Source organism: Streptomyces sp. NPDC012935, assembly GCF_042900345.1.
Lineage (GTDB): Bacteria > Actinomycetota > Actinomycetes > Streptomycetales > Streptomycetaceae > Streptomyces.
The window spans coordinates 207,650-233,943 of sequence record NZ_JBIBBC010000001.1; the positions used below are offsets into that span (position 1 = coordinate 207,650).

General features: G+C 65.5%; 11 protein-coding genes and 2 pseudogenes. 9 read left to right on the forward strand and 4 right to left on the reverse strand.

The genetic code is table 11. From position 1 onward, the window contains the following. Positions 1-111 precede the first annotated feature (111 nt). From ACFY5C_RS00835 to ACFY5C_RS00845, 3 genes are all read left to right on the forward strand, one after another. Positions 112-1,320, forward strand: a complete 1,209-nt coding sequence (locus ACFY5C_RS00835; protein ID WP_389439002.1) for a DUF2235 domain-containing protein — start codon at positions 112-114, stop codon at positions 1,318-1,320. Positions 1,321-1,628: 308 nt separating this feature from the next. Further along, positions 1,629-2,567 (forward strand): permease, encoded by a 939-nt coding sequence (locus ACFY5C_RS00840; RefSeq protein WP_389440620.1) that lies wholly within the window; start codon positions 1,629-1,631, stop codon positions 2,565-2,567. After that, positions 2,564-3,343 (forward strand): TIGR03943 family putative permease subunit, encoded by a 780-nt coding sequence (locus ACFY5C_RS00845; RefSeq protein WP_389439004.1) that lies wholly within the window; start codon positions 2,564-2,566, stop codon positions 3,341-3,343. Before ACFY5C_RS00840 ends, ACFY5C_RS00845 begins: the two co-directional genes overlap by 4 nt. Before the next feature lie 82 nt (positions 3,344-3,425). Here the strand turns inward: ACFY5C_RS00845 and ACFY5C_RS00850 are convergent. Then, a pseudogene (locus ACFY5C_RS00850) lies at positions 3,426-3,587 on the reverse strand (pirin family protein); the annotation flags it as partial. Between the two features lie 91 nt (positions 3,588-3,678). Here ACFY5C_RS00850 and ACFY5C_RS00855 point away from each other — a divergent pair. The 3 genes from ACFY5C_RS00855 to ACFY5C_RS00865 all read left to right on the forward strand — a co-directional run bounded on the left by ACFY5C_RS00855 (position 3,679) and on the right by ACFY5C_RS00865 (position 9,206). After that, on the forward strand, positions 3,679-4,554 hold the full coding sequence (locus ACFY5C_RS00855; RefSeq protein ID WP_389440622.1) for a transposase: 876 nt from the start codon (positions 3,679-3,681) through the stop codon (positions 4,552-4,554). A 468-nt stretch (positions 4,555-5,022) separates the two neighbouring features. After that, positions 5,023-8,004, forward strand: a complete 2,982-nt coding sequence (locus ACFY5C_RS00860; RefSeq protein ID WP_389439006.1) for a LodA/GoxA family CTQ-dependent oxidase — start codon at positions 5,023-5,025, stop codon at positions 8,002-8,004. Between the two features lie 20 nt (positions 8,005-8,024). Beyond that, positions 8,025-9,206 carry an NAD(P)/FAD-dependent oxidoreductase gene (locus ACFY5C_RS00865; protein WP_389439008.1) on the forward strand — a complete coding sequence of 394 codons (1,182 nt, stop codon included), beginning with the start codon at positions 8,025-8,027 and terminating at the stop codon, positions 9,204-9,206. A 421-nt stretch (positions 9,207-9,627) separates the two neighbouring features. On the opposite strand, the gene ACFY5C_RS00870 is transcribed toward ACFY5C_RS00865, so the two are convergent. Next, a complete protein-coding gene (locus ACFY5C_RS00870; protein WP_389439010.1) occupies positions 9,628-9,780 on the reverse strand; it encodes a hypothetical protein in 153 nt (50 codons plus the stop codon). A gap of 318 nt (positions 9,781-10,098) precedes the next feature. Here ACFY5C_RS00870 and ACFY5C_RS00875 point away from each other — a divergent pair, with 318 nt between their 5' ends. Further along, the gene (locus ACFY5C_RS00875) at positions 10,099-11,442 is read left to right on the forward strand and encodes a lanthionine synthetase C family protein (protein WP_389440624.1); all 1,344 of its coding nucleotides are present in this window, start codon (positions 10,099-10,101) and stop codon (positions 11,440-11,442) included. Between the two features lie 11 nt (positions 11,443-11,453). Further along, positions 11,454-14,588 (forward strand): lantibiotic dehydratase, encoded by a 3,135-nt coding sequence (locus tag ACFY5C_RS00880; protein ID WP_389440626.1) that lies wholly within the window; start codon positions 11,454-11,456, stop codon positions 14,586-14,588. A 562-nt stretch (positions 14,589-15,150) separates the two neighbouring features. Here ACFY5C_RS00880 and ACFY5C_RS00885 read toward each other — a convergent pair. Both ACFY5C_RS00885 and ACFY5C_RS00890 read right to left on the reverse strand, forming a co-directional pair. Further along, positions 15,151-15,953 (reverse strand): IS5 family transposase gene (locus ACFY5C_RS00885; protein ID WP_389440628.1). Its coding sequence is split into 2 segments (ribosomal slippage): positions 15,151-15,647 and positions 15,647-15,953, totalling 804 coding nucleotides; the frame shifts between segments, so codons are not numbered across the junction. Then, positions 15,951-16,691, reverse strand: a pseudogene (locus tag ACFY5C_RS00890) (IS5 family transposase); the annotation flags it as partial. The pseudogene ACFY5C_RS00890 and the gene ACFY5C_RS00885, both read right to left, overlap by 3 nt. A 199-nt stretch (positions 16,692-16,890) precedes the next feature. On the opposite strand from ACFY5C_RS00890, the gene ACFY5C_RS00895 reads away from it, so the two are divergent. Then, a complete protein-coding gene (locus ACFY5C_RS00895; protein WP_389439012.1) occupies positions 16,891-26,292 on the forward strand; it encodes a neuraminidase-like domain-containing protein in 9,402 nt (3,133 codons plus the stop codon). Positions 26,293-26,294 lie beyond the last annotated feature (2 nt).

Consider the following 26,294-nt stretch of genomic DNA (forward strand, 5'->3'; position numbering starts at 1 on the left):
CTGACCGGGATGAATTCACCCGCTCCGTGTCACATGGCGCGGCCCCTCGAGGAGTGGGAGCCTGGAGGTGGTGCTGTGCGCCGCTCCGCGCTCTCGCGAGGAGGGATGGTCATGGCCAAGCGTCTGGTCGTCTGCTGTGACGGCACATGGAACTTCGCCGACCAACCGAGCAAGACCAACGTCGCCAAGGTAGCCCTGTCCGTGCGCCCTGGGTTCGCGGCCGGGAAGGAGCAGCGCGTCCACTACCACAGCGGCGTGGGCACGCGACGGAGGGAACGCCTGCGCGGAGGCGCGTTCGGCTTGGGTCTGTCCCGGAACGTCGTCGACGCCTACCGGTTCCTCGTCGAGACATACGAGCCCGATGACGAACTCTTCCTCTTCGGCTTCAGCCGGGGCGCGTTCACCGCCCGCAGTCTTGCGGGACTGGTGCGTAACGGCGGCATCCTGCGCCGCGAGCACGCCGACCGGATCCCGGAGGCCTGGGCCCTCTACCGGGACCGGATCGAGCAACCGAACGGCGCGGCAGCCACGTTGTTCCGCCGCTCCTACGCGCGCGAGACGGAGATCCGTTTCATCGGGGTGTGGGACACGGTCGGCGCACTCGGTATACCCGTTCCCAGCGCCTCGTGGCTCCAGCCCGCGGCGCACCGGTTCAACCGCCGCTGGGCGTTCCACAACACCGAGCTGAGCAGCTGGGTCGGGGCGGCGTTCCACGCGCTGGCCATCGACGAGCGGCGCTCGGCGTTCCGGCCGGCACTGTGGCACCAGCAGCCGGGCGCGGCCGAGCAGGGTCAGAAACTGAAGCAGGTCTGGTTCGCCGGGGTGCACTGCGACGTCGGCGGCGGCTACAAGGAGACGGGGCTGTCGGACATCCCGCTGCTGTGGATGGTCGATCAGGCCCGCAGGTACGGGCTGCAGTTCGACACCGACGCGCTCAGCGCCGCCGGGCCCACGGTGATGAACCCCGAGCAGAGCATCGACTTCCGGGTGCGGCCGGACGCTTTGGGCGACCTGCACAACTCACGGACGGGAATGTACCGACTGGCCAGGCCGCTGCACCGGCCCATCGGAGAAGCGGTCGACTCCGAGGGCGTACCCGACGGCAACGAGTTCTTGGCGGTACCCGCCAAGGAGCGCTACGACCGGGACACGGGTTACCGGCCACCGCAGTTGCAACGCAGCCTGACCGCCCAGGACCGCATCCGACTCGAACCCGTCCTCCTGCCGGACCTCGCCACGGGTCTGCCGCCCCTGCCGCCCGCGTCGTCCGGCCCGGGGATGCCGACCGACGCCCCGGGCGGCCTGGGCCGTGCCCCCTGACCCCGTGGCCATCTCCCGCAGCGACAGGTCAGTACCGTTGCGCGCCGCGGTTCTCCGCTGAGCTTGCAGACCGTCCCCGTCCACCGAGCCCGCGAAGGCGTCCTCGGCGTGGGCATACGCGCAGTTCCCGCCGGGCGGAGAGGCGGGCAGGGCGGGACGCGGGGAATGGTCGCCCGCTATGTTCGACCCGGCATTCGACATCAGACACCGGGGCTGGCGTGCAGAGAACAGAACAACGGGCCGAGGAGACGGAGACGGTCGCCGAGGCGGACGACGAGAGTCCGATACGGGAACGGCTCCGGTCCGGGATGCTCCTGCTGGTAGGAGCAGTCCTCCTTCTCGACGTGGTGCTCTTCCTGAGCGGCGGGTGGTTGGCGGCACCGGCCGTACAGGCATGGCGGACCGTGTGTCTCGCCGTCACCGTGCAGGCGTTGCCATTTCTGTTGCTGGGCACGGCCCTGTCCGGCGCCATCAGCGCGTTCGTGCCGGCGCGGGTGTTCAGCCGGGTACTGCCGAAGCGGCCCGCGCTCGCCGTCCCGGTCGCCGGCGCCGCGGGAGTGGTCCTGCCCGGCTGCGAGTGTGCGTCGGTACCGGTGGCGAACAGCCTGATCGGCCGGGGCGTCACCCCGGCGGCCGCCTTCGCGTTCCTGCTGTCGGCCCCTGCGGTCAACCCGGTGGTACTGACGGCCACGGCGATCGCCTTCCCCGGCAACCCCGCCATGGTGCTGGCCCGGCTGCTCGCCTCACTCGCCACCGCCACCGTGATGGGCTGGCTGTGGCTCCGGTTCGGCCGTGAGGAATGGCTGCGGCCCGCCGTGCGGCACTCCGGGCACCGGCCGGGGCGTAGCCGCTGGACGGAGTTCCGGCGCGGTTTCCAGCACGACTTCCTGCACGCGGGAGGTTTTCTGGTCCTCGGGGCCATGGCGGCGGCCACCTTCAACGTGGCGGTCCCGCGCTCGGTACTCGAGGCGTTCTCCGGTTCCGTCTGGCTGTCCGTGCTCTTCCTGGCCGGGCTCGCCATCCTGCTCTCGGTGTGCTCCGAGGCCGACGCGTTCGTGGCGGCCTCGCTCACCGGCTTCTCACCCCTCGCGCGCTTGGCGTTCATGGTGGTCGGGCCGATGGTCGACCTGAAGCTGATCGCCCTTCAGTCGGGCACATTCGGCCGGGCGTTCGCGGTCCGTTTCTCCGCCGCCACGACAGTCGTGGCGATCCTGTGCAGCGTGCTGATCGGAGAAGTGCTGCTGTGAGACCACTCTTCCAGGTGTCCCTGCTGTTCCTGAGCGGCCTCGGCGTGCTGCATGCCTCGCTCTTCACCGACCTGTACCTCAGGTACGTCAAGGAGGGGATGCGTCCGTTCCTGATCGCCTCGGGGGCCATCCTGCTCTTGCTGGCGACGGCGGAGACGGTGTCGTACTGGAGGCGCGGCAGAGGAGACGGGGCCGGTGAAGCCGATGAAGATCACGACGGCGACGGCCACGGCGACAGCAACGGGCACGGGCACGACCACACCACGGTGCCCCGCGTTGCCTGGTTGCTGCTCCTGCCGGCCCTGAGCCTGCTCTTCTACGCCCCTCCCGCGCTCGGCGCGTACACCGCCTCCCGCGAGCCCGCCAAGGCGGTGAAGGAGCGGGACCACTTCGATCCGCTGCCCACGACCTCGCCGGTCCCCCTGACCCTGACCGAGTTCACCAGCCGCGTGCAGCAAGACCGCGCGCAGGACATCAAGGGACGCAGCGTCCTGTTGACCGGCTTCGTCACGCCCGGCTCGGAGGGCGACGGCTGGTACCTGACACGGCTCGTACTCAGCTGCTGCGCGGCAGACGCCCAGTCCGTCAAGGTACGCATCCACGGGGCCCCGGACCTGCCCGCCGACACCTGGGTGTCCGTCACGGGAACCTGGCACAGCGGCGGAACCCTGGGCACGACCTCCGCACCGGTCGCGCTCGACGCCCGTAGCGTCACGAAGGTCGCCCGGCCGGTGAACGCGTACAAGGATGCTCTTCCGCTGCCCACCACGAGGTGAACCGCACTGCGAGTTCACCGTGGGGTGGGCAGCCCCTCGGCTTCGAAGGTCCCGGCCCGGACCCGCTGTGCCGCCCCGCAGGTCAGCGAACCCTCCCCCGCGGCTTCAGTGCCAGCGCCGGGAGCTCGGGAGCAGGCAGCGGGTCCCCGTCATACCCCTTCACCTCGCCGAACCGGGTGCCGGTCATCCAGTCGGCGCGGGCCTGTTCGATCTCCTCCTGGGTCCGCCCGATCCAGTTCCAGAACGTAGCGCACCACACGCGTCAACTCGCCGAACTCGACGCTCCGTTGCCGCCCATCGCCGTGCACCACAGCTGGATTACGGTCATCGATGAAATGCACCGCATCCGACCCGCCCAGGCGAGGACGCACGCGCATCGACGCCCGCTGCTCCGAGGGCGGCATGGCGGAGAGCCAGCTGCCGGCAGTGGCGCTGAACGTCCGGCACGGCCGACCGCTGTCGTTCGAGGAGCGTATTGCGGCGGCACGGCACCACCTGACCAGCCATCTGGACTGGGCCGATCGATCGGTGGCGGCCATCGCCGGTCTGTCCGCCAAGAAGGCCGCGGACATACGACGCGAGCTCTTCAGCGACTCCGCTGCGAGCGGCGGCGGCAGGCCGACCTCCGAGAACGCCTGGGGCGCGAGGAGAGCCCGACCCTGCTGGAAGCACCGTCCGCCCGGCGGGCGGTTCACCGGAGCGACTCCACCGGAACGACCACGAGCAACTGCTCCCCAGGCGACTGTCGATTCTCCACGTCACATCGGCTGGAGCAGCCTCTTCCCAACGACGCGCGTACGACTGCATGCGAAGTCAGCATCCGACTGGCAATAGCCGAGCCTCCAAAGGCCTTCTACCAGCAGTTTCTTCAGCTGGTAGAGGACGCCAACCCCGTCGGGGACATCTATGTGATCACCGACAATCTGTCCTCGCACAACAGCGTGTCCACCCGGACCGGATTCGAGGACCATCCCCGCATCAGGCACGTGTTCATCCCGGTCGGCGCCTGCTGGCTCAACCTCCAAGAGGGCTGGTGGCGCATCTTCCGCAAGACCGCCCTGGCCGGACGCTCCTTCGACGACCGCGACCACATCACCCACGCCACCGAAGTGGCCACAGCCCAGCTCAACGCCCGCGCCCGACCCTGGATCTGGGGCAGACCCGCACCGCCCACAAGGCGCTTACGCCGCCGATATGTGTATGTCCTTTGAGGAACGAAGCACTAAGCAGTAGCGGGAAGCCTGCCGCGCACGTGGCCGCGACGGCGATCGTTGAAGGAGGCCGCTCAGCGGGCGGCCGATGACCTGGAAGGCCGGTAGGAGCGCGGGGCGGCTACAGCTTCGTGAACGCTCGTGAGCGGGACCCACGTACATCCCCCTGCGGCACTCGTGCGGGCGGCCCCCGAGACCACCGCCCGGCACTCGAGGCCCGCGTACCGGGCTGATTCGACGTCCTGGCCCGCTGAGTGCGGGATGATGCCTCTCGTGATCGGCGAGTTCGCCCCCGTTCGGTGACTTGCTGCTGGAGCGTCTCACACCGGATGCGTTGTTGCAGCAGGTCTGCTCATCTGCCCCGCACGGCGGAAGTCGCTCCTCACTCCCCCGGGCCCGGCGGGCTGGCGGCCCTCGGGCCCCCCACAGACAGTGGCAGAAAAACCCCACCCGGAAGGCCCGCCACCCATGTCCGGACCCATGGAACCCCTGCCCGACTGCGCCGACGACCCCATCGGCGCACTGCGCGCCATGTTCGTGGACCTCGTGCAGGGCGGGCGGATCGCGCAGGGGCAGGAACCCGCGCTGCGGCCCGTCTTCCTCAAGGCCCACGGCTCCGTCCGGGGCGTCCTCACCGTCGCCGTCGACCTGCACGAGGAGCTGCGTGTCGGCTTCCTGGAGGCCGCCCGCGCCCAAGGCGGGCTGACCGCCTGGGTGCGGTTCTCCAGCGACACCGTGCCCACCCGGTCCGACCTGCGCACCTCCCTCGGCATCGGGATCAAGCTCTTCGGGGTGCCCGGCGAGAAGCTGCTGGCGCCCGACAGCGCCGCGGACACCCAGGACCTGCTGCTCCAGAACCACGACGTCTTCTTCGTCGACACCGCCCGCGACATGTGCGAATTCACCCGTGCCGGGGTGGTCGACAACACCCTCCAGGCCTATCTGGACAGCAATCCGGTCACCCGGACAGTCCTCCAGGACATGGCCAAGGCCGAGAAGAGCACGCTGACGGCCACGTACTGGAGCGTTCTTCCGTACGGCTTCGGGGACGAGCGGCACGTCAAGTACAAGCTGGTCCCCGCGGGCTGCCCGGACGGCGATCCGCAGGCCGTGCCGCCCGACGAGGACCCGTCCTTCTTCCGCAGCGACCTGCGGCACCGGCTGGCCGCCGGGGAGGCGGCCTTCGACCTGTTCGTACAGCTGCGCACCGACCCGGACGGCATGCCTCTGGACCGGGCCACGGTCCGCTGGGAGGAGGCGGCGAGCGCTCCGGTGCGGGTGGCCAGGCTGACCCTGCATCAGCAGAACACCGAGGCGCGCGGCCAGGCCGCGTACGGCGAGAACCTCGCCTTCAACCCCTGGCACTCCCTGCCCGAGCACCGCCCGGCCGGCAGTATCGCCGAGGCCCGCCGGGTGGTGTACCTCGCCTCGGCCGCCCGGCGGCGCGACGCCAACGGCGTCCCCGTGACCGAGCCAGGCCCCGCCCGGCCGGCCTCCACCGAGCCGCCCGGCCGCGACACCCGGATCGTCCGCGCCGCCATCCACCCGGCGATCGGCGTGGCCCGGGTCGGCGACAGCGCCGACGGGTTCTTCCTCGCCCCCGAGGTCGACGACGCGCCCACCGTGGCGTCGTACAAGGACGCGACCGGGGCCCTGAAGCGGCAGGCGGTCCGCTTCCGGGTGTACGGCTTTAACGCCGCCGGGGAGCCGGTCGCCGAGCTGACCGCGGACAACGCCGACTTGCGGTGGACCGTGCACGTGGCCAACAAAAAGGCCGCCTGGTACCAGTTCCAGCTCGCCCTGGACATCCCGGAGGCCGCCCAGGCCCCAGAGAGCAGACTGCGCAACGCCACCGTCCGGCCCCGGAGCCGGCTGGTCATCGACCCCGGCGCCCGGTCGGTGCGCGGCCGCGACCGGGCCGGGCTGCCCGAGCTCCGATTCGACACCGGCACGTTCATGGGCTCCCGCGTCTACCTGGGCGAACTGCGCACCGACCGGGCCGGCCGGCTCGTCTTCCTCGGCGGCCGCGGCAAGGCGGCCTCGGCGGACAATCTCCCCGCCACCGACTATGCCAACAACGATGGCTGGCACGACGACATCGCCGACGGGCCGGTGCGGGCCGAGGTCCGGATCGACGGCCGGACCATCCCCGTCGAGCCCGCCTGGGTCGTTGTCGCGCCCCCCGACTACGCGCCCGGCCTCAAGTCCGTGCGCACGCTCCACGACCTGCTCCGCGACACCTACGTGACGGCCGGGCTGCTGCCACGCCCGCAGCGGGTCTCCTTCACCCACGACGTGCTGCCGGTGCTGAGGCGGCTGTGCGACTTGCAGTGGGTCAACCACGGACTCGCCGTCCAGTTCGGCCACGGCGGCCGCGACCATCTGCTGGCGCCCGACCGGCTCACCCGGCTGGCGAGCAAGGACCCGGTCCACAAGGAGCTGCGGCGCCAGGTCTGGGCATCGCTGCGGCACCTCGACCGCGACGGCATGTCCACCGTCCCCTGGCCCTCGGTGTATGGCGACGCAGTGAATGTCCCGCCGGTCTCCCCGCGCCAGCACCTCGCCCTCTCGCCCCTGCAGTACGACCTGCTGACGCGCTGGATGGACGGCGCCTTCGTCGAGGACTTCGATCCGGCCGCCACGCCGGTGACCAGGCTGGAGGACGTCCCGCTCGCCGAGCGCCCCGCGACGCTGGACCGGGCCGCGCTGTCTTTCTGCGTCGCCGACGCCTTCCACCCCGGCTGCGAGCTCACCTGGCCGATGCGGCACGCCACGATGTACTCGGCGCCCTTCCGGATCAAACACCGCGACCCGGGTCTGCCCGACCAGAGCTACGGCCGAGTCCTTACGCCCCAGGCCGCGCTCGGGGTCTTCGGCCCGCTGTACGCGCAGGGGCCCGGCCACCTCACCCGGTGGATGGCCGTCCCCTGGCACACCGACACGGCGAGCTGCCGCTCCGGTTACGTCCAGGGCTTCGGGCCCCGCTACGACCCGTACCTGCCCACGTTCTGGCCAGCCAAGGTGCCCAATCACGTCCTGGCCGAGGAGGAGTACACGATCGCGATGGACCCCGCGCGGCCCCAGGAGGAGCGCCGGCTCGCCTTCGAGCGCAGGTCCGTGTGGCTGCGCTGGCTGTCCACCGGATACGAGGCCCAGATCAACGAGATGGTCCGGGACTTCGGCAAGCTCGGGATCGTCGAACGCCGTCCCGGACCGCAGGACACCCCTGGGCTCCCGGAGACCATGCTGGTGGAGTCCGAAGTGACCTTCTCCCCCGAGCCCGCACCGCCCCGCGAACGCAATCTGGTCACCGTGCACGTGCCGGAAGCCGCCGATCCGGAGGTACGGGCCGACGCCGTGGCCGCGGCCGTAGCGATGGCCGAGCCGCCCGACGAGGAGGTTTCGGCCGGTTTTATCAGCAAAATGACCCGCTTGTCGGGCCGCCAGTGACGGGCGGCTGCGACGCGGTCGTGGCGGGCGCCGGGCCGGCCGGGTCGGTCGCGGCGCTGTGCCTGGCCCGCGCGGGCCGCCGGGTCCTGCTCCTCGACCCCCGGCCGCGGGACCACCCTGGGCCGCGGGGTGCGGGCCCGTACCGGATCGGCGAGACCCTGCCGCCCGCCGCCCGGCCTTTGCTGCGCGACCTCGGACTGCTGGCCGGGCTCGACGCCGACGGGCACCTGCCCTGCACCGGCACCGACGCCGCCTGGGGCTCGGAGCGGCTCCACGGGCGCGGTCACGTCATGGACCCGCACGGCCACGGCTGGCACCTGGACCGCCTCCGCTTCGACGCGTTGCTGCGCGGCGCGGCCGAGGACGCCGGGGCCCGGCCCGTGTGCGGTGTCGCGGTGCGCCGGACCGGCCGGCCGGGAGCGTGGCGGCTGGTGGTCCGCGAACGCGGGGTGGAGCGGGAGCTGCCCTGCGCGTGGCTGGTGGACGCCACCGGCCGGCGCGCGGTGATCGCCCGGCAGGGCGCCGTACGGCTGCGGCAGGACCGGCTCATCGCCGCGTACGCCCTGCTGACCGGCCCGGTCCCGGCCGACCACGACCTGCGCACGCTCGTCGAGTCGGCGCCGGGCGGCTGGTGGTACACCGCGCGGGTGCCGACCGGGCGGCTGGTCGCCCACCTCACCGACCTCGACCTGGTCGAGCCCCGGCTGCGCACCGCCGCCGGGTTCCTGGAGGGGGCGGTCGGCACCCGGCACGTACGGATCCGGCTAAACGGCTACGCCGCCGGGCGGCTGCCGGAACCGCGATGGGCGCCGGCCCATGGGCAGCGTCTCGCCCCGCCGGCCGGGCCGGGCTGGGTGGCCGCCGGGGACGCCGCGCTCGCCTGCGACCCGCTCTCCTCCCAGGGGATCCTCACGGCCCTGCACACCGGCGCCAGCGCGGCCCTGGCCGTCGACGGCTCCCTGCGTGGCGAGGCGGGCGCCCTGGCCGCGTACCGCGCCTTCGTCGACGGGATCGCGGCGCGCTACCTCGCCCTGCACGCCCGGGCCTACGCCGACGAAGCCCGCTGGGCGTCGTCGCCGTTCTGGGCGCGGCGCCGCCCGGCGGCGGTGTCCGGGGACACGCCGGGGCCAAGCTCCTTCGGCAGTCGCTCCGACTGGGATGTCCGTATACAGCAAGAACAAGATTCCGCACAGCACTGCTGATGCGGCAGCGGCTTGCGACCGGGATACCGGAAGCACCGCTCCGTACTCGGCAACAGCGGCTCGATCCGCTCCCGGCCGTCAAGGCCTCCGGGGAACTCGGTAGGTCCGCCTTCTCCCATGATCTTCCGACTGCGGCGCAGGGAGCCATCCAACTGCCTCGACCACCGCCTCGGCGAATCCGCGCGGTCACAGCATCAGCTCCACGGGTGGCCGTTCACCGCACCTACAAGTAAGCTAGATACAAAAGCGTCAACGTAGTCCAATTCCCTCGACAGTAGATGGACCGCCATTCAGGATGCCTGAACGGCAAGGGCGACAACGATCTTGGCTCACTAGGAGAGATGTGATGGTGAGCGATAACTCTGGTCGGGCTTCTGACCAACCTACGCAGAAAAACGACTGGCCGCAAGATCCCATTGTCTCACACCTGCGGCCAGACCCTGAAGAACCACCAAAAGCCGCTAATGTATTGAACGGCTTCCTTGGCGACAGCGATCGTCCCGGATTCCGGCGCCTGTACCTCACGCGCGACCTGGACTACTTCGTCGAGTTTCGCGTGGAGGATGTCCTGCATTTGGCGCCCATATCCGAGACCAAGTTGTTGGGTGACAAGGCCACACGAATTAGTCTCCGTCGTGATGCAACCGTGGAATACACGAGGACACGTACGGGGCGCCCAGTCGATGAGTTTGACCTGGACGTTCGGTTCTCCAACACGCCCACGCCGAGATATGTTGTCGGAGGGGGCTCAATATATACGTGTTACGATGACACTTGCGGTGGACACTACACGTGCATTCAATCCAGCTGCGGCCCCGTTTGACTACGTTCCGAGGCGCCCCCGCGGCGAGAGATACAAGACTCTCCTTCTATTCATGCGCTGGTGACGTTCATGGTCAATCCTACGCGCGTATCTCATCTGGCTGCTGCGCCATGGCGCAGCATATTGCATGCACAGCGACAAGAATACGCTTTGACCTTAGCCCGCGAGGTGACCAGGCGTGTAGCGGATCCGCGCAAATTGACAGATGCCCGCCGGTCGACGGAGCGGTCATCGAGAAGGCACTACAGGCATCCATATGACATCGCCACAGGCGACGCGGGTCTTGCAGTAATGTCCGGCTATGCGAATATGTGCCTTCCTGGGGAAGGCTGGGATGCTGTTGCACATGAGTTTTTGGAGACATCAGTCCGAAAGATTGAACGATGCAATGATGTGCACTACGGCCTCTTTGGGGGCATGAGCGGCCTCGCATTCGGAGCGGAGTCGCTCAGTCAAGGGGGGAAACGCTACCGCAAGTTAATGGACGCCCTGGATCTTAAACTGGCCCCAGTAGCCACCTTTCTGGGAGCGCAGTTGCGCTGTCGAGCGGGCCCGGGACCTGTTGAAGTATTTGATCTAATTTCCGGTGCTAGTGGTGTAGCCGCCTATCTCCTGAGGCGTGACGAGCATGGTGTACTCCCAGAGATCCTCAGGGGCTTGGTGGCACTGGCTGAGGAGAGGGATGGGATGCCGCAGTGGTGGACTCCCCACAAGCACATGAGTGACGAGGACATGGCCTCCTCGTATCCGGCAGGCGTTCTTAACTGCGGAATCGCCCATGGCATCGCGGGTCCAGTTGCCGTACTGGCCCTGGCTCTTAATGAGGGTTCAAGAGTCCCAGGGCAGTATGAGTCACTGCGGACTTTCTCCGACTGGCTTGTCGCACACCGCATTGACGATCAATTGGGTGCTGGCTGGCCCGGTGTAGTGCCGATAGGTTTGGCTGATTCAGAGGCTTTCGGTTACAGGCTTGCCCTCAAACGGATTGGATGGTGCTACGGAACCCCCGGTGTGGCCCGATCTTTGTGGCTCGCAGGGGAGGCGCTGGACGACCACAGGCTGCGCACATCTGCACTAGAAGCGATGTACGCAGTACTAAGACGCCCGATTTCTGAGCGGAGGCCCGAATCACTGATGTTGTGCCATGGCCTGGCTGGCCTGCTGCAAATTGTATTGCGCTTCTGGCACGACACGCATTTGAGCACCTTCTCGATGGCGGCGACAGAAATTGTCGACGAGTTGATTGCTGCATACCAACCCAGACGGCCACTCGCCTACGCATCGGTCGAGCAAGGGGGAAGGATATTCGATCGCCCTGGGCTCCTCAACGGTGCGCCGGGGGTCGCTATGGCATTGTTTGCTGCCGCTACGGACGCCGAGCCTCGTTGGGACCGGCTACTCCTGTTGTCATGAATTCCTCCCACATGTCAACTTCTGGCCGTGGAGTCCTCGCCGATTCGGTAGAGCATGCTGCAGGGCTCTATACGCCATTGCAGTGGGCCTTGGTGCGTTTGCCGCTGCTTTCAGTCGACGAGGCGCTTTGCGACAACAGGGAAGGAGACTCGTTGGCTCCTTGCGACCCCCGTGTGCGAGCGGCGGTTAGTGTTGCGAGTTCCTCTCTGATGGACGCATTGATCCGAACACGGCCAGACGACTGCGGCGCGGAGCGAATCCGCGCCAAGCTTATGCGTTACCTCATAAGGATGAGTACTCGGCCGACACCGTTTGGACTATTTGCCGGCGTGTCCCTTACTGAATGGGGGGAAGTCACCGATTTGGCTCTTGCGAATTGTTCGCCCCGCACGCGGACTCGGCCGGATATGGAGTGGCTGCTAGACTTCGTAACAACGCTCGAAAACGACCAGAATATTCGCCCAAGTCTAACCCTAAGGCTAAATCCAGCGTTTACCACTCACGGAGGTCGCATATTCCTAAATCGCCACTCGATATCCGACGTATCTGTACTTGACGCCCCCCCAATCCGTAGAGTTCTGGAACTGGCACGCCAGCCGATTCTATACGAATCACTTGTCGAGGAGCTTTGTGTCTCCCTGGGGGCGGCAGGGGCGCCACGAAAGGCGCAGCGGCTCATTGATGAAATGTGGCGTCAAGGCTTCCTCTATTCCGACCTGCGCCCACCCTTGACAGGTATGGACCCCAGCATGTACGTGGGAGAACGCCTTTCCCGTATCCCTGCCGCTATTGCCACAACGGCAGCTGGCAGATTGGAGAGCTTGTCAATTGCGCTGCAGGAATGGGACGGGCGGGATCTCAAGGACCGTGTTGCTGGCTGGGCCCGTCTAATTAATCAGGTCCGTTCTATACACGAGGGTGCAGCAAGTAAGAATTTCCTACAAACTGACATGACATTGCCGCTCGGGGGCACACGCATAAACGCTAATGTCGGTGCTGAAGCCGCTCGTGCCGGCGAGCTGCTGCTTCGCATGAGTCCGCTTCCATACGGGCCACCGCACATCGAATGCTACCGGCGAGCATTTGAGTCGCGTTACGGGCCAGTTCGAATGGTGCCACTTCTCGAGCTACTCGACCCTGACTTTGGACTGGGACTTCCGCGTGATGACGAGGCCACTGCCCCCGTTTTCCCGCAACGCGAGCATGTGCTGCGCGAGCTGGCCCTGTACGCCAACCGCAACAGGCGACTAGTTGTAGAGCTAGACGACACCCTATTAGGGCAACTTCAGACATGGACGCCCCAACTCGGCCCTGCTCCACTCTCCATGGAGATTTCCGTGTATGTGACGGCATCGTCAGCTGCAGCCGTCGATGCTGGGGCCTTCAACGTGGTCGTCGGGCCTGGCGTCGGTGCAACAGGAGCAGGACGCAGCGTCGGGCGCTTCGCTGGCCTGCTTGGGCCACCAGCTGAAGATGCTCTGGCGCAAATCGCGGTCGCTGAGGCTGCTCTTGCCCCGAACCTCGTCCGTGCTGAAGTCGTCTATATCCCCCAACGGCCGAGGCTAGCAAACGTCGCAATCCGCCCAGCCGCACGCCGACATGAGATGGTTTTCTCCACCCTGCCCGGTGTGGCGGACGCAAAGGTAATACCGCTCAACGAGCTCGTCGTCGGAGTTCGCGATAGCCGATTCACCGTGGTATGGCCAAACGGCGATGACATGGAAATCGTTGGGGTCCAAGGAAACATGCTTAATCCGATGCTCGCGCCAGATATCGCACGCTTCTTGCTGGACGTCGCCAATGACGGTTTTTGTCAGCTTTCGCACTTCGATTGGGGGTCGGCTAGGTCTTTTCCGTTCCTACCGCGCGTCCAGTGTGGCCGAATCGTTCTGTCGCTTGCGCAGTGGCGCATCGATCCTGTAGCGGAAGATCTGGCAATCAGTTCAGTCTCAGGTTTTGCTGATGCGCTGAAGAAATGGCGTACTTACTGGTGTGTACCGCGCTATGTGTATCTTACCGTGGGCGATAATCGCCTACTCCTCGACCTTGACGAGCCCGATCACATAGAGCTGTTACGGGGTGAGATCAAAAATCTCCCGGAGGGAAATCGGATACTACTACAGGAAGGGCTCCCGAATCCGCAACAGGCATGGCTGCCTGGCAGGGATGGTATGCACATCGCAGAATTCATTGTTCCAATTATGGCGTCCGAATCAGTCGCGGAGCCAATACCCAGATCCGCACCCGGAGGTCCTATCCTCATCCCGTCACGAGTTCGGTTGCGCCCGCCTGGTAGCGACTGGCTATATATTAAGATATACGTTCCGCCGTCGCTCCAGGATGACCTAATCGCCGGGCCTATGTGTAACTTTGCGGAGTTCTCCACCAATGCCGGCCTGAGTGATGCTTGGTTCTTCCTACGCTTCGCTGATCCCGACCCCCACCTTCGGCTCCGCTTCCATGGAACGCCCGCAGCGCTGACGGGTCCTCTAATGCAAAAGGCCTGCGATTGGGCAACCGAACTCATGGTTGAAGGGAAATGCAGCAGATTCTCTTTTGACACTTATGAGCGTGAGGTTGAACGTTACGGTGGCGAGGAAGGTATACGGGCGGCAGAGGCCATATTCGCCGCAGACAGCACTGCTGTCGCTGACATGATTCGTGTAAGCAGAGACCTTGGATTCCCATTCGATACGACAACACTGGCCGTGCTAAGTGCCGATGATTTGCTCGGCGGCCTGGGATGGAACACAGATGAACGGACTGAATTTTATCGTCTCTATGCAAGGAAGTCGAAGCTCGGCGGCGATGAATTCCGTGGGCGGAAGCGTCAACTGCGCCAACTATTGAGCGCATACGAATCTGTCGCAGTAATGTCAAACTGCGAGGAACTCACCAAGGTGATGGCGCGTCGTCGTGCTGTAATTGAACCTCAAGCTGATCTTCTCAAATCACTCGAACGTAATGGCCTGCTGCGTCGTAGTTCACGGTCCGAACTGTGTCGACAGCTCATCCACCTGCACGTGAACCGGCTGTTGGGCATAAGTTCCGCTAGTGAGCAATTGGTATTGCAATTGCTCCGGCGCACGCGCGAGGGGCTGAGGTGGGCCCCGAATGCCGACACCTGTCGTCGGGTCAGACGTTAAGAGCTCGTAACAGGATCTCTAGTGAGCCTTCCCTCTCCGCTTCGGCGTCGACCGTCGGACGGTTGACGGAGCCGGGCGGTTAGCCCAGTCTTGGCCGGCTTGGCGCCAACGGGAGGGCATCAGGCATGGCTGAGCACGGGAACGTCTACGTCGATATGGTCGGGGACCTGTTCCACCCGGGGACACGTTGCGCTGCTCAGGGCCGCACGAGCTTTCGGGGGGGGCGGCTGATCGTCGGGGTGCTCTCTGACGAGGTCGTGTCCAGGTACAAGCGAAAGCCCATCATGACGCTGGCGGAGCGCAGTGATCGAGGCATGCCGGTACGTGGACGTGGTGCTCCCGAACGCTCCCTACCGTGTCACGAACGGGGTTCCTGGACCTGCACGGTATCGACGTTGTCGTGCACGGGGACGTCCTGAGGGCGGACGCGCTCAAAGAGGTCTTCGGACCAGTGGCCGATGCGGGGAAGCTGCGCCTTGTTCGGTACACAGCCGGCGTCTCCACGACCGAGCTCATCCGACGGTCTCGTGCGTCGGCCCCTTGGCCAGGGGACACGGCGACGTCATAGGCGCGTGACACGGTCCTGGGGTCCTGCCTTCTTGAGTCTTCTCCAGCAAATCAGGCTGCAGGCCAACGAGAGGAAGGCGTCGTGGAGTTCAAGGCGGCGCTCCCATCGGACGGCGAGGCGTTTGAACTGGTGGAGCAGGGCGAAGGTCTGCTCGACGACGTAGCGGAGCTTGCCCAGGCCCTTGATGTTCGGGGCGCCCTTGCGGGAAATCACCGGCAGGATCCTGCGGTGCCGCAGCTGCCGTCGTACGGCCCGGGAGTCGTACGCTTTGTCGCCCAGGACGGACTCGGTTCGCCGCCGTGGTCGGCCGGGCCGTCCGGCGACGGGCGGGACGCCGTCGACCAAGTCGAGGGCCTGGGTGATGTCGTTGACGTTGGCGGCGGTCGTGATGACGTGCAGCGGGGTGCCCTTGCCGTCGCAGATCAAGTGGTGCTTGCTGCCCGTCTTCCGCCGGTCGACCGGCGACGGACCAGTTGCAGCTCCCCCCTTTTCGCGCGGACGTGAGAGCCGTCCACGCGCGCGCGGGACCAGTCGAGTTCGCCGGCCGCGTTCAGCTCGGCGAGCAGGAGGCGGTGCCGCTTCTCGAAGACTCCGGCGTGCTGCCAGCGACCCAGGCAACGCCAGCAGGTCTGTCCGGAGCCAAACCCGAGCTCCAGGGGCAGGAGTTGCCAGGCGATGTCCTGGTGGAGGACATACAAGATGCCCTGCAGGCACAGCCGGTCGTCTACCGGCTTCGGCTCCGGTGACCGCTCAGGCCAAGGCGGCAGAAGCTGTTTGCCGATTTGTCGCTGGGTGATGAGGCAGCAGGCGAGTTTGAGGAACGCTTCGTGGATGTCGGCTCGCCGTTCCCAGCGGATGCGTAGACGTCGGAGGCCGTGCAGCCACGCAAAACTTCGCTCGACCACCCAGTGGTAGGTGCCCAGCCCAGTGCCGTGCAGTGTGCCGCGGCGAGCGATTGCGGGCACGATGCCGCGGGCGCGGACCTGGTCGCGGTAGATGTCGTGGTCGTAGCCGCCGTCGGCGAAGAGCGAGTCCGGCTTGCGGCGGGGCCGTCCCACCCGGCCGCGGACCGGTGGGATCGCGTCGAGCAGGGGCAGGAGTTGGGTGACGTCGTTGCGGTTGCCGCCGGTCAGCAGGACCGCGAGCGGGATGCCGTGCCCGTCGGTGATCAGGTGGTGTTTCGAGCCGGCCCGCCAGTCCAGGCGCGAGGCCGCGTTCAGCTCGGCCAGCAGGACCTCGTGCAGCCGCTGCCACGCGCCGGCCTCGTTCCAGTCCCGCAGCCGCCGCCAGCACGTCATGCCCGAGCCGAAGCCAAGGTCCTGCGGCAGGTACCCCCACTGGATCCCGGTGTGAAGCACGTACAAGATCCCGCACAGCACTTCCCGGTCCGGCAACGGCTGGCGGCCGGGGTACTGGAACCTGCGCTGACGTTGCGGCAACAGCGGCTCCAGGTGATCCCACAGCTCATCCGACACGATCCACAGTGACGTCCCCACAGCGGACCGAACGCTCAACTTCAGGCCCGGGCACGGCAACCAGGAGCGATCCACCTCATTTTGTTGGCCCCTGTAAGTGCACTCCGTCAGCGGAGCCGCAATTGCGAGATCTAGCTGGCAGACTCAGAGTCGTTGCATAGCGGGCCAGAGGCCCCGAGTCCTGTCCATAGTGCGAACTCAGCGGAGATTCATGGCAAGGCATGCTCCGAGAGCACAGCGCGCCAACACCAGGAGCAGCATGTCAGCAGAACGGACCTATGTGATCACTGGAACGATTACGGACTCCAAGGGTAATCCGTTGCCGGACGCGCTGGTCCGGGCCTTCAGCCCTGGGCAGGGACACCAGGATTCACCGCTTGGGGAGGCCTTCACCGAAAGCGCAGGCCGCTACCGGATCAAGGTGGACGAGGATTCTTCAGATCCGCATACCCACGTCGCCACGGTCATCATTAGGGTGCTGATCGACGAAACTGTAGTGGGCACGAGCAAGCCGAGCCGCAAGCAAGCGCCGGAGACGGTTATCAGTTTGAAAACGGGGTTCCAGTCGGGGACGCCTGCCACCCGAAAGGTGAGCGGCACCGTACGAGACCAGTTCGGCCAGACAATGAAGGACATCACCGTACAGGCGTTCGACCGGGGCCTGCGGACGGAAGAGCCGCTCGGCCCTGAAAAGGCCGTCGGCCAGGACGGACGCTATGAGATCAGCTACAGCAAGACCGATTTCAAAGCAGCCGCGAAGGGCTCGGCGAACCTAGTCCTCGTCGTCGCCAAGGCTGGGACGGTATTATTCCGGTCTCCGGTGCATTACAACGCGCCGACCGATTTCGAGGTTGATCTTACCCTTCAGGGTGCGGTCTACTCCGGTCCTTCCGAGTGGGAGGTGCAGACAGGCGCCATCACACCACTACTCGGCACCCTAAGGCCGATCGACCTGCGCGAGGACGATCAAACCCAAGACGTGTCGTTCCTCGTCGCCGAGACCGGATATACAGCGCTTGAGATCGGCACCTGGGTGGCGAGCTGGCGGCTCGCTGACAGGACCCAGCGGGACGGGACGCCACTGCCTGCCGAATCCTTCTTCGCCTTCCTCCGACAGGGCGAGCCGTCGATCTTCCGTGAATTCCTGCTCGCCGATGTCCAACACCCCGAGCGAATTATCCTGATTGAGGACGCGCTCCTCCGGGCCCTATCCGGCCTGGATGATCAGCGTAAGCGCGACCTGCTGGTCAAGGCCGTGGACGACAACCTGGTGCCGGCCAATCTGCAGCCCAGGATCGACGAACTCCTCGGGCAATTTGCACGTATCAAACTCAAGGACACAGCCGACATCTCCATGGGCGGAGGCAAGGGTACGATCGGTCGCCTGCTTGACGTCGCCGGTGTCTTTGGTGATCAACGCAACACGATTCTCACTGCCATGTCCAACTGCACCGGCTCGCTGGCGGAGCTGTGGATGCGGCTGGATGCCGATCCGTCACTGCCGGACACCACCGTCAAGAAGGTCCGGACCGCGGTGGAAGTTGGGACGCTGACACGCAATCACGTGCCGCTCGTCGCGGCGCTGGCTGACGACATCGACAGTGGCCGACTGACCAAACGCTCCCTGGCGCAGTACTCCAAAGCGGACTGGTTCGCGGTGTTCGCGCGACGGCTTCCGGATGGCACCGCAGTCGGCGTGCCGGACAACATCGACGGCGCCACCCCCGAGGAGAAGAAGGAGACCTACGCGGCCATCCTTGACCAGCAGTTCGAGCGCGCCTATCCGACTGCGTCCCTGGCGGCAAAGATTACCCGGTCCGACTCGCCGGCTGAGCAGCTGAGTCGTCGTGTCGCCCGGTTTCTGGACGACCATCCCGACTTCGACCTCGCCCACTACCGGATCGACCACTACCTGGCTGAACAACGCTCGCGTAAAGGTGGGGACAGCCAGCGACAGGACGGCACGACGGCCGCCCAGCCAGACCCCGAACTTCTCGCGGAGCTTGCCGCGGTGCAGCGGGTATTCAAACTCAAGCCGACGTTCAAGGCCGCGAACGCCCTGCTGTCCCGGAACATCGACTCCGCCCAGCAGATCTACTTCATGGGTGAAGGGCAGTTCGTCAGCGCCCTGGCCGAGTCGCCGATCAACAGGATCGAGGCGCGGAGGATCTACCGCCGGGCGGAGAACGCGTACGCCCTCGCCTTGACCACCTTCGCCGACTACAACCGCGCGCTAACAGGGGCCCTGCCCGCCGCCGTAGCCGGTCCGCAGACGGCACCTGAGTCCCAGCTACTGAGAGGAGCCTTGCCCAGCCCTCAGGCAAAACTTGAGCGCCAGCCGCAGCCGAGAATCCTGCTCAGCCTGCGGACCCTCATCGGATCCCTCGACTACTGCGGCTGCCCCGCCTGCCGGTCGGTGTACAGCCCAGCCGCACATTTCGTGGACATCCTGCACTTCCTGGGCGACCGCGGTACTCAGGGCACCGGCCCTCACAGCGGCAAGAGCGTTCTTCAGGTCCTACTCGAACGACGCCCCGACCTCGGCGAGGTGGAGTTGAGCTGCGAGAACACCAACACCGCCGTCTCATACATCGACCTGGTAAACGAGATTCTGGAAGACGTCGTCAGTGCGCCTGCCTTGGTAGTCCTCGATCCCGCGATCGAGCCGAAGCTGGTCGAAGGGCCGATCGCACCCGAGGTGCTGGCGGAGATCAGGACGAAAGACGTCGCGATCAGCGACGACGCTTGGGTGTACGCCGCGGACAGCCAAGGCCGGTGGGTGATCAGGGACAGCACCCACTCGTTCAACGTTTTCCACCGGGGAGCCGCCCCCTGTTTGCGGGCGACCCGTCAGACGACCGACTCCGCGGCCGAGGTGCGCGCCAATCCCGAGCATCTGAATCTCGCGGCTTACACCAAGCTCGCCTCTGAGGTGTTTCCGTTCGGTCTGCCGTTCAACCTGGCCAACGAGCAGAGCCGCGGCTACCTGGACCAGCTCGGCGTGCCGCAACCGCGGCTGTTCGAACTCTTCCAGCAGTCCAAACCGGACGGAACGAAAACGCCAACCGATGCACAGGTCGACTGTGCGCTGTTGGGTATCGGGGATGTCGAGCGACAGGTCCTGAATGGCACACTCCGCCGTCAACCGTGGGAGTACTGGGGTCTTGCCCAGACCGGCAACTCCATTCCTCATCCAGACATGCCGACAGATCCGACTCAGAACGTGACCGGTACCTGGATCGAAGTGCTCGCCAAGGTGCCCGTAATGCTGCACCGGACCAAGCTCGCCTATCGAGACCTGGTGCAGTTGCTGGAGATGCGGTGGATCGATCCCGCAAACACCGTCACCCTTGGGCCGGCCGACCCGAACGCGGCCGCCTGCGACACCTCCTCCTTGGCGATCGGTGGCCTGACCGCGGACGCACTGGGCCGGATTCACTGTTTCGTGCGGCTCTGGCGGCGGCTCGGCATTCCGATGTGGGAACTCGACCGCTACCTCGCCGCATGGCCGCTCAGCGACACCGGGCTGCGCAGCATCGCCTCAATTCGGCGGTTGCAGGAGCGGACCGGGCTGGACTGGTCCACGCTAGTCACGGTGTTCGCCGGCTTCGACGACCACGAGTACGTCGACCACACCTCGGACGGTGGGATTCCCGTCCAGACCGTCTATCAGCGGCTTTTTCGCAACCGGCTGGTGGACGCAACCGGCGACTTCCCGCCGCGGGCCGCCGACCTCGGCGGAACGGTCGGACAGCGGGTACCCGGCCTGCTCGCCGGACTCCGTCTCAGCGAGGCCGACTTCGGCCTGATCCTGGCCGACCGATCGCTGACCCTTGAATCCGCGCTGAACGCTGGGGTACTCGCGGAGCTGCACCGCATCACCGTGCTGAGCCGAGGACTGGGCCTCACCATCGGCGAATTCCTACGCTTGAGGAGAATGTGGGACGCCGACCCCTTCGCCTCGCCGACCCGTGCCGTGGAGTTCAGCAGCCTGGTCGATCAGGTGACGTCATCCACGTTCTCCGTCGCCGACCTCGATTATCTGCTGACGCACCACCTCACGGTCAATTCCGGCGTTGCGCTGGAGGACCGTACCATGCTGGCTTTCCTGAAGCAGCTCAGGCAGGGCCTCGCCGACATCGCCGACCGACTGGCACGACAGAAGGACGAAACCGACGCCGATTACGTCACCACCCGTCTGGGGCTCGTACCCACCTTCGCCGCCGACGCCGATCTGGTGACCGCCCTGGCCCTCGTGAACGGCAGTTGGGCAGGCACCACTGCCGAACGCGAGGCTCTCATCGACCGGTATTTCGGTGTCCTTTTCAACGATCTGGCCGAAGCCCATGCAAAGCTGGCCGAAATGCCGGCCGGTGAAACACCGGCCCAGCACCAGACGCGAATCGACGCACGGTTCGCCTGCGTCATGCCGCCGTTGCATGCGTTCCTGCTCCGCACCCAGAAGGACCTCTACATCGACCAACAGGTGGCCGCACTCCTCGGAATCGACGAACGTTCTGCCACGATGGCATTGACCAGGCTGCACCTGCCGGGCTCGACCGCTGACCTGCGCAACGTGATCAACGACCCACAGCTGCTCGTGGCGGCCACTGACGGGAGTTTCCAGTTCCCACTGGACGAGCTGACCTTCTCCAACACCTATAAGGCCCTACGGCTCCTGCACAAAGTCGCGACCCTCATCGGCAAGCTGAACATGAAGCCCACCGAGGTGAGCTGGTGGTTGTCCGGCGACCACGCAGAACGCCTCGGCTGGATCCAGGCCGACGTGCTCGGCAGCGCCCAGAACACCACCATCGCGATCGGCCGCTGGACGGCGATGCAGTGGTTCTTCCGCTGGAAGTCCCAACTACCCGCTTCAAGTCTGTCAGCACTAGCCTTTGCCGACGAGTTGCTCTCCCCCACTGGGCCGTCCACCACCACGATCACCGCGCTGGCCAATCTGACCGCCTGGCAGGCCGAGGACATCACCGCGCTGGTAACCGCATTCGGCTGGCTGGCGCCAACGGGCGTGGATCAGGTCAAGGCCCAGCTGGCGAAGGCCCCCAACCTCCGTCGTGTCGCGAACTGCATGGCGGTGCTGACCCGGCTGGGTGTCGAAGCGAAGCGGGCCGTCGCCTGGGCCCAAGCCACGCCCAGCGCCGCGGTTGCCGATGACATCAAGCACGCGCTGAAGACGCGATACGAACTCCCGCAGTGGCTGGAGGCCAACCAGCGGGTGCAGGACGCGTTGCGCGAACGACGCCGCAATATTCTGGTGGATTGGCTGCTGGCACACCCCGACTCGAGTTTGGGCCAGCACTGGACCGATGCGAACGGCCTGTACGGCCATCTCCTGATCGACGTCGAGATGAGCGTCTACGCGCTGACGTCCCGTCTGAAGCAGGCCACCGGCTCCGCACAGTTGTTCGTCCAACGGGTGTTGCTGGGTCTCGAGCCAGACATCGTGGCGAGTACCGTCATGGATCCCAAGTGGAAGCAGTGGCAATGGATGCGCCGCTACCGGGTCTGGGAAGCCAACCGCAAGGTCTTCCTCTACCCAGAGAACTGGATCGAGCCTGAACTGCGCGATGAGAAATCACCGTTCTTCGTCGATCTCGAAAATGATCTTCAACAGAACGACGTCACCGCGGAGACCGCCGAGCAGGCCTACCGCGGCTACCTCGAGAAGCTGGACCGGGTGGCCAATCTTGAGATCCGCGCGATGTACGAGGAGCGGATGGGCGAGGAGTCGGTGCTCCACGTGATGGGGCGTACCCGCAGCAGCAAGAGGCCCGAGTACTTCTACCGGACCAGGGTCAACAAGGCCCGCTGGACCCCGTGGCAGCCGGTCGGCCTGGAGATCGAGTCGGACCATCTGACGCTGGGCATGCACAACCGCCGTCTTTACATGTTCTGGCCGCATTTCCTGGAGAAGGCAACAGTGCCCGCTAGCATGCCGACCCCAGGCGCGAACGACTCCCTCAATCTGCCGACGCCGGAGAAGTACTGGGACATCCGGCTGTACTGGAGCGAGCTTAAGCAAGAGAAGTGGACACCGAAAATCTTGTCGGACACCCCATTGCAGGTTTCGCACCTAGAGACCGCTGGCGACCTGCTGGATCAGATCACATTCCGGACGAGAACGGCACCGACGATTCGGACATGCCTTTTCACGAGTCCGCTCCCGAACCTACTTGCACCGAATGGCAGGGACGGCTTTGAGAAGCTAGGCCCGCAGATTACGCCTTGTGCGACGGGCAGCATCGAGCACCTCATCTCGCCACCGCACAGCCGATTCAGCGGAAACTTGATCCAGCATCTCACCCCGACTCAGTACTTCTACTACTCATCCGAGATTGAATTGCCGAAAATTCCTCCGCACCGCGTTGAGTCCCACGTGAACGCCCAGTCGATCCTGCTGCTGCAAAACATCGTGCCGGGCCGCACCTGGACGGTGATCGACTCACAGGCTCTAGGGTTCGCCGCTATCGGTTCCTTCTTCACCTGGGATCCCGCACGGACCTACTTCGTTGACTACTGGACGTATTCCTCCCGGGCCTGGCACAACTGGTCCATCTCGTCGTTCAGATTCCAACCTCACTACCACCCGTTTGTGGAACTCTTCATCACGGAACTGAACACCTGGGGCCTGCCGGGCCTGCTGAACCGGCGCATCCAGGTCAGCCCGGAAGCCGTTCCGGGCAGCGCGAAGCCATTCAAGTTCGCGACCTACCAGCCCAACAACGACACAGTTGTGCCTCCATGGCCCAAGGAGGAGGTGGACTTCCACTACGCCGGGGCGTACGCGGCGTACAACTGGGAGCTGTTCTTCCACATGCCAATGTTCATCGCGGGCAAGCTCGCCGCCAACCAGCGGTTCGAGGAAGCACTGGAGTGGTACCACTCTGTGTTCAACCCGACTAGCACCGACACCGCGACCCCGGATCCGGACATCCCGCAGCAGAAGTTCTGGATCACTAAGCCGTTCTACGAGACGACCAAGGCCGAGTACTACCAGCATAAGAGTGAGAACATCATGAAGGTCATCGCCCACGGCGATGCCGAGCTTCTAGCCCAGGTCGCCGAATGGCGCGGTCACCCGTTCAATCCGCATCTGATCGCGCGAATGCGCGGGCTGGCGTACCAAAAGAACGTGATGATCAAATACATCCAGACGCTGATCGCCTGGGGTGACCAGCTCTTCCGTCAGGACACCATCGAATCCAACAACGAGGCGACTCAGCTGTACGTGCTGGCCGCGACGCTGCTCGGGCCTCGCCCCAAGCAAATGCCCCGCCGAGTGCCGAACCTGGTGCGGACCTTCTACCAGCTGCAGGCGGCTGGTAACGACGAATTCGGCAATGCGCTGCGGCAGGTGGAAAATTTGCTACCAGTTGTCCCCGCCGCGTCCGCACCCGTCCCCGACGGCCCAGGACTGCCGCGCCTGGATGTGCTGTATTTCGGCATCCCGACCAACGAGAAGCTGCTCACGCTGTGGGACACCGTGGATGACCGGCTGTTCAAGATCAGGCATTGCATGAACAGCGGCGGACAAGCCCGTCAGCTGCCGTTGTCCGAACCGTCGATCGACCCCGCCCTGCTGGTCAATGCCAAGGCGGCCGGCCTGGACATCGGTACTACGCTTAGTGACATCAACGCGCCAATGCCGACGCACCGCTTCTCGGTCATGCTCCAGCGCGCGCGGGAGGTGTGCGCTGCGGTCAGCAACCTCGGTACGGCCATACTCGGCGCTTTGGAGAAGCGCGACATTGAGGCGTTCACCGCCCTGCGGTCAAGCCATGAGAGCGCACTGCTCGACCTCCTGCGAGATGTCCTCACGAGCCAGGTGGCCGAGGCACGGGCGAGCCTGGAAGCGAGTCGACGCAGCCGCAGTGTGGTCGAGCTTCGGCGGGCATACCAACAGCGGCTGCTCGACGAGGGCCTGATCACTCAAGAGGACTATGCGCTGGCCTTGTCAGGCATTTCGCCGGGCCTGGAGGATTCAGCCACGGCCGAGTCCATCCTGTCAGGCGGGCTGAAACTGATCCCCACATTGCTGACTAGCGCTGCCAAATTCGGCGGAACGCCCGCGGTGTCGGCATCAATCGGCGGTGAACAGCTCGAGGGCGCGGCAGAGGCAGCGGTCGCCGTGCTGCGCTCCCTGGCCGCTGCGGCCAGCAAGCGCACAGGAGTGACCAGCGTGTTGGCCCCGCACGCTCGGCGCGTGCAGGAGTTGGAACACCAAAGGACGATGGCCGCCACTGAGCTCCCGCAGATCGACCAGCAGATTCTGGCTGCGGACATCAGGTACCAGATCGCCGAACAGGAACTGCGCCACCACAACAAGCAGCGGGCGAACGCAGCATCCGAGGACGAGTTCCAGCGCGCCAAATTCACCAGCAATGAACTGTCCAACTGGATGCTCAACCAGCTGTCTGCAACGTACTTCCAGAGCTACCAGCTCGCCTTCGACTTGGCGAAGCGTGCTGAACGGTGCTTCCGGCACGAGCTGGGGCTCTCCGACTCGAACTATGTCCGCTACGGCTACTGGGATAGCCTGCGGAAAGGCCTACTGGCTGGCGAACGCCTCGGACAAGATCTGCGCCGACTGGACGCCGCTTATCGGGAGCTCCACAAGCGCGAGTATGAGCTGACCAAGCACATTTCACTCGCTGAGCTGGATCCCGTCGCACTGCTGCAGCTGAAGACCAACGGCGAGTGCTTCACGGACATCCCCGAGGCGATCTTCGACCTCGACCACCCCGGGCACTACTTCCGCCGACTCAAGACGGTGTCGCTGTCCATCCCGTGCGTCGTCGCACCTTACGGAATGGTGGGGTGCACGCTCACCCTGACCGCGAACAGCCTGCGCAAGGACACCACCCTGCTGAACGAGAAGTACCCCAGGCAAGCTGCGGGCGAGACCCGGTTCCTCGACGACGTGACGGCGGTCCAGTCGATCGCCACCAGCTCCGCCGTCAATGACGCTGGAGTGTTCGACGTGCGGTTTGACGACCACCGGTACCTGCCCTTCGAGGGGGCTGGTGCAATCAGCTCCTGGCACCTGCGGCTGAACTCCGAGATCGCGCAGTTCGACGCGGATTCAATTTCGGATGTGGTGATCCACCTCCAGTACACCGCGCGCGAGGGGGGCGGACCGCTGCGCACCGAAGCGCTCAAGGACATTGAGAAGGCCTTGTCCTCCGTTGCTGCGGCCGGCGGCAGGCGTGATGGTCTGTATCGAGTGCTGGACCTCAAGCGTGAGTTCCCGGACGAGTTCTACCAGTTCCTGCATCCCGCGAACCCGACCGACGACCAGGCCATCGAACTCGGCGACCTCACCAATCGGCTGCCGTCGGTCACCCGCGCTTTCGCCACCACGAAGGTGCGGCGCGTGGAAGTCGCCGCGCGGATGAAGGACGCGGCGAGGTACGAGGTGTTGCTAACGCCGCTGGGCTCCGGGCCCGGCGATCTGCTCACGCTAGCCCCCGACGCCGCATACCGGGGCATGCACCGCGCTGCTAAGGATCTCACCGGCCAGGAGGCGTCAATGGCCAGCAGGACGATGAAGATCCGCAAAGCCGGTGCGTCGGACTTCCACTCGCTGCCCGCGGACGCGGTCGACGAGCTCTTCCTCATCCTCAACTACACGGTGGACTGACC

Bases quoted from the DNA above. Each gene is read 5' to 3' on its own strand.
- ACFY5C_RS00835 (WP_389439002.1), top strand. From the start codon at position 112: ATGGCCAAGCGTCTGGTCGTCTGCTGTGACGGCACATGGAACTTCGCC.
- ACFY5C_RS00840 (WP_389440620.1), top strand. From the start codon at position 1,629: ATGCTCCTGCTGGTAGGAGCAGTCCTCCTTCTCGACGTGGTGCTCTTC.
- ACFY5C_RS00855 (WP_389440622.1), top strand. From the start codon at position 3,679: ATGCACCGCATCCGACCCGCCCAGGCGAGGACGCACGCGCATCGACGC.
- ACFY5C_RS00860 (WP_389439006.1), top strand. From the start codon at position 5,023: ATGTCCGGACCCATGGAACCCCTGCCCGACTGCGCCGACGACCCCATC.
- ACFY5C_RS00870 (WP_389439010.1), bottom strand. From the start codon at position 9,780: ATGCAGGACATCCTCCACGCGAAACTCGACGAAGTAGTCCAGGTCGCG.
- ACFY5C_RS00875 (WP_389440624.1), top strand. From the start codon at position 10,099: ATGGTCAATCCTACGCGCGTATCTCATCTGGCTGCTGCGCCATGGCGC.
- ACFY5C_RS00880 (WP_389440626.1), top strand. From the start codon at position 11,454: ATGTCAACTTCTGGCCGTGGAGTCCTCGCCGATTCGGTAGAGCATGCT.
- ACFY5C_RS00895 (WP_389439012.1), top strand. From the start codon at position 16,891: ATGTCAGCAGAACGGACCTATGTGATCACTGGAACGATTACGGACTCC.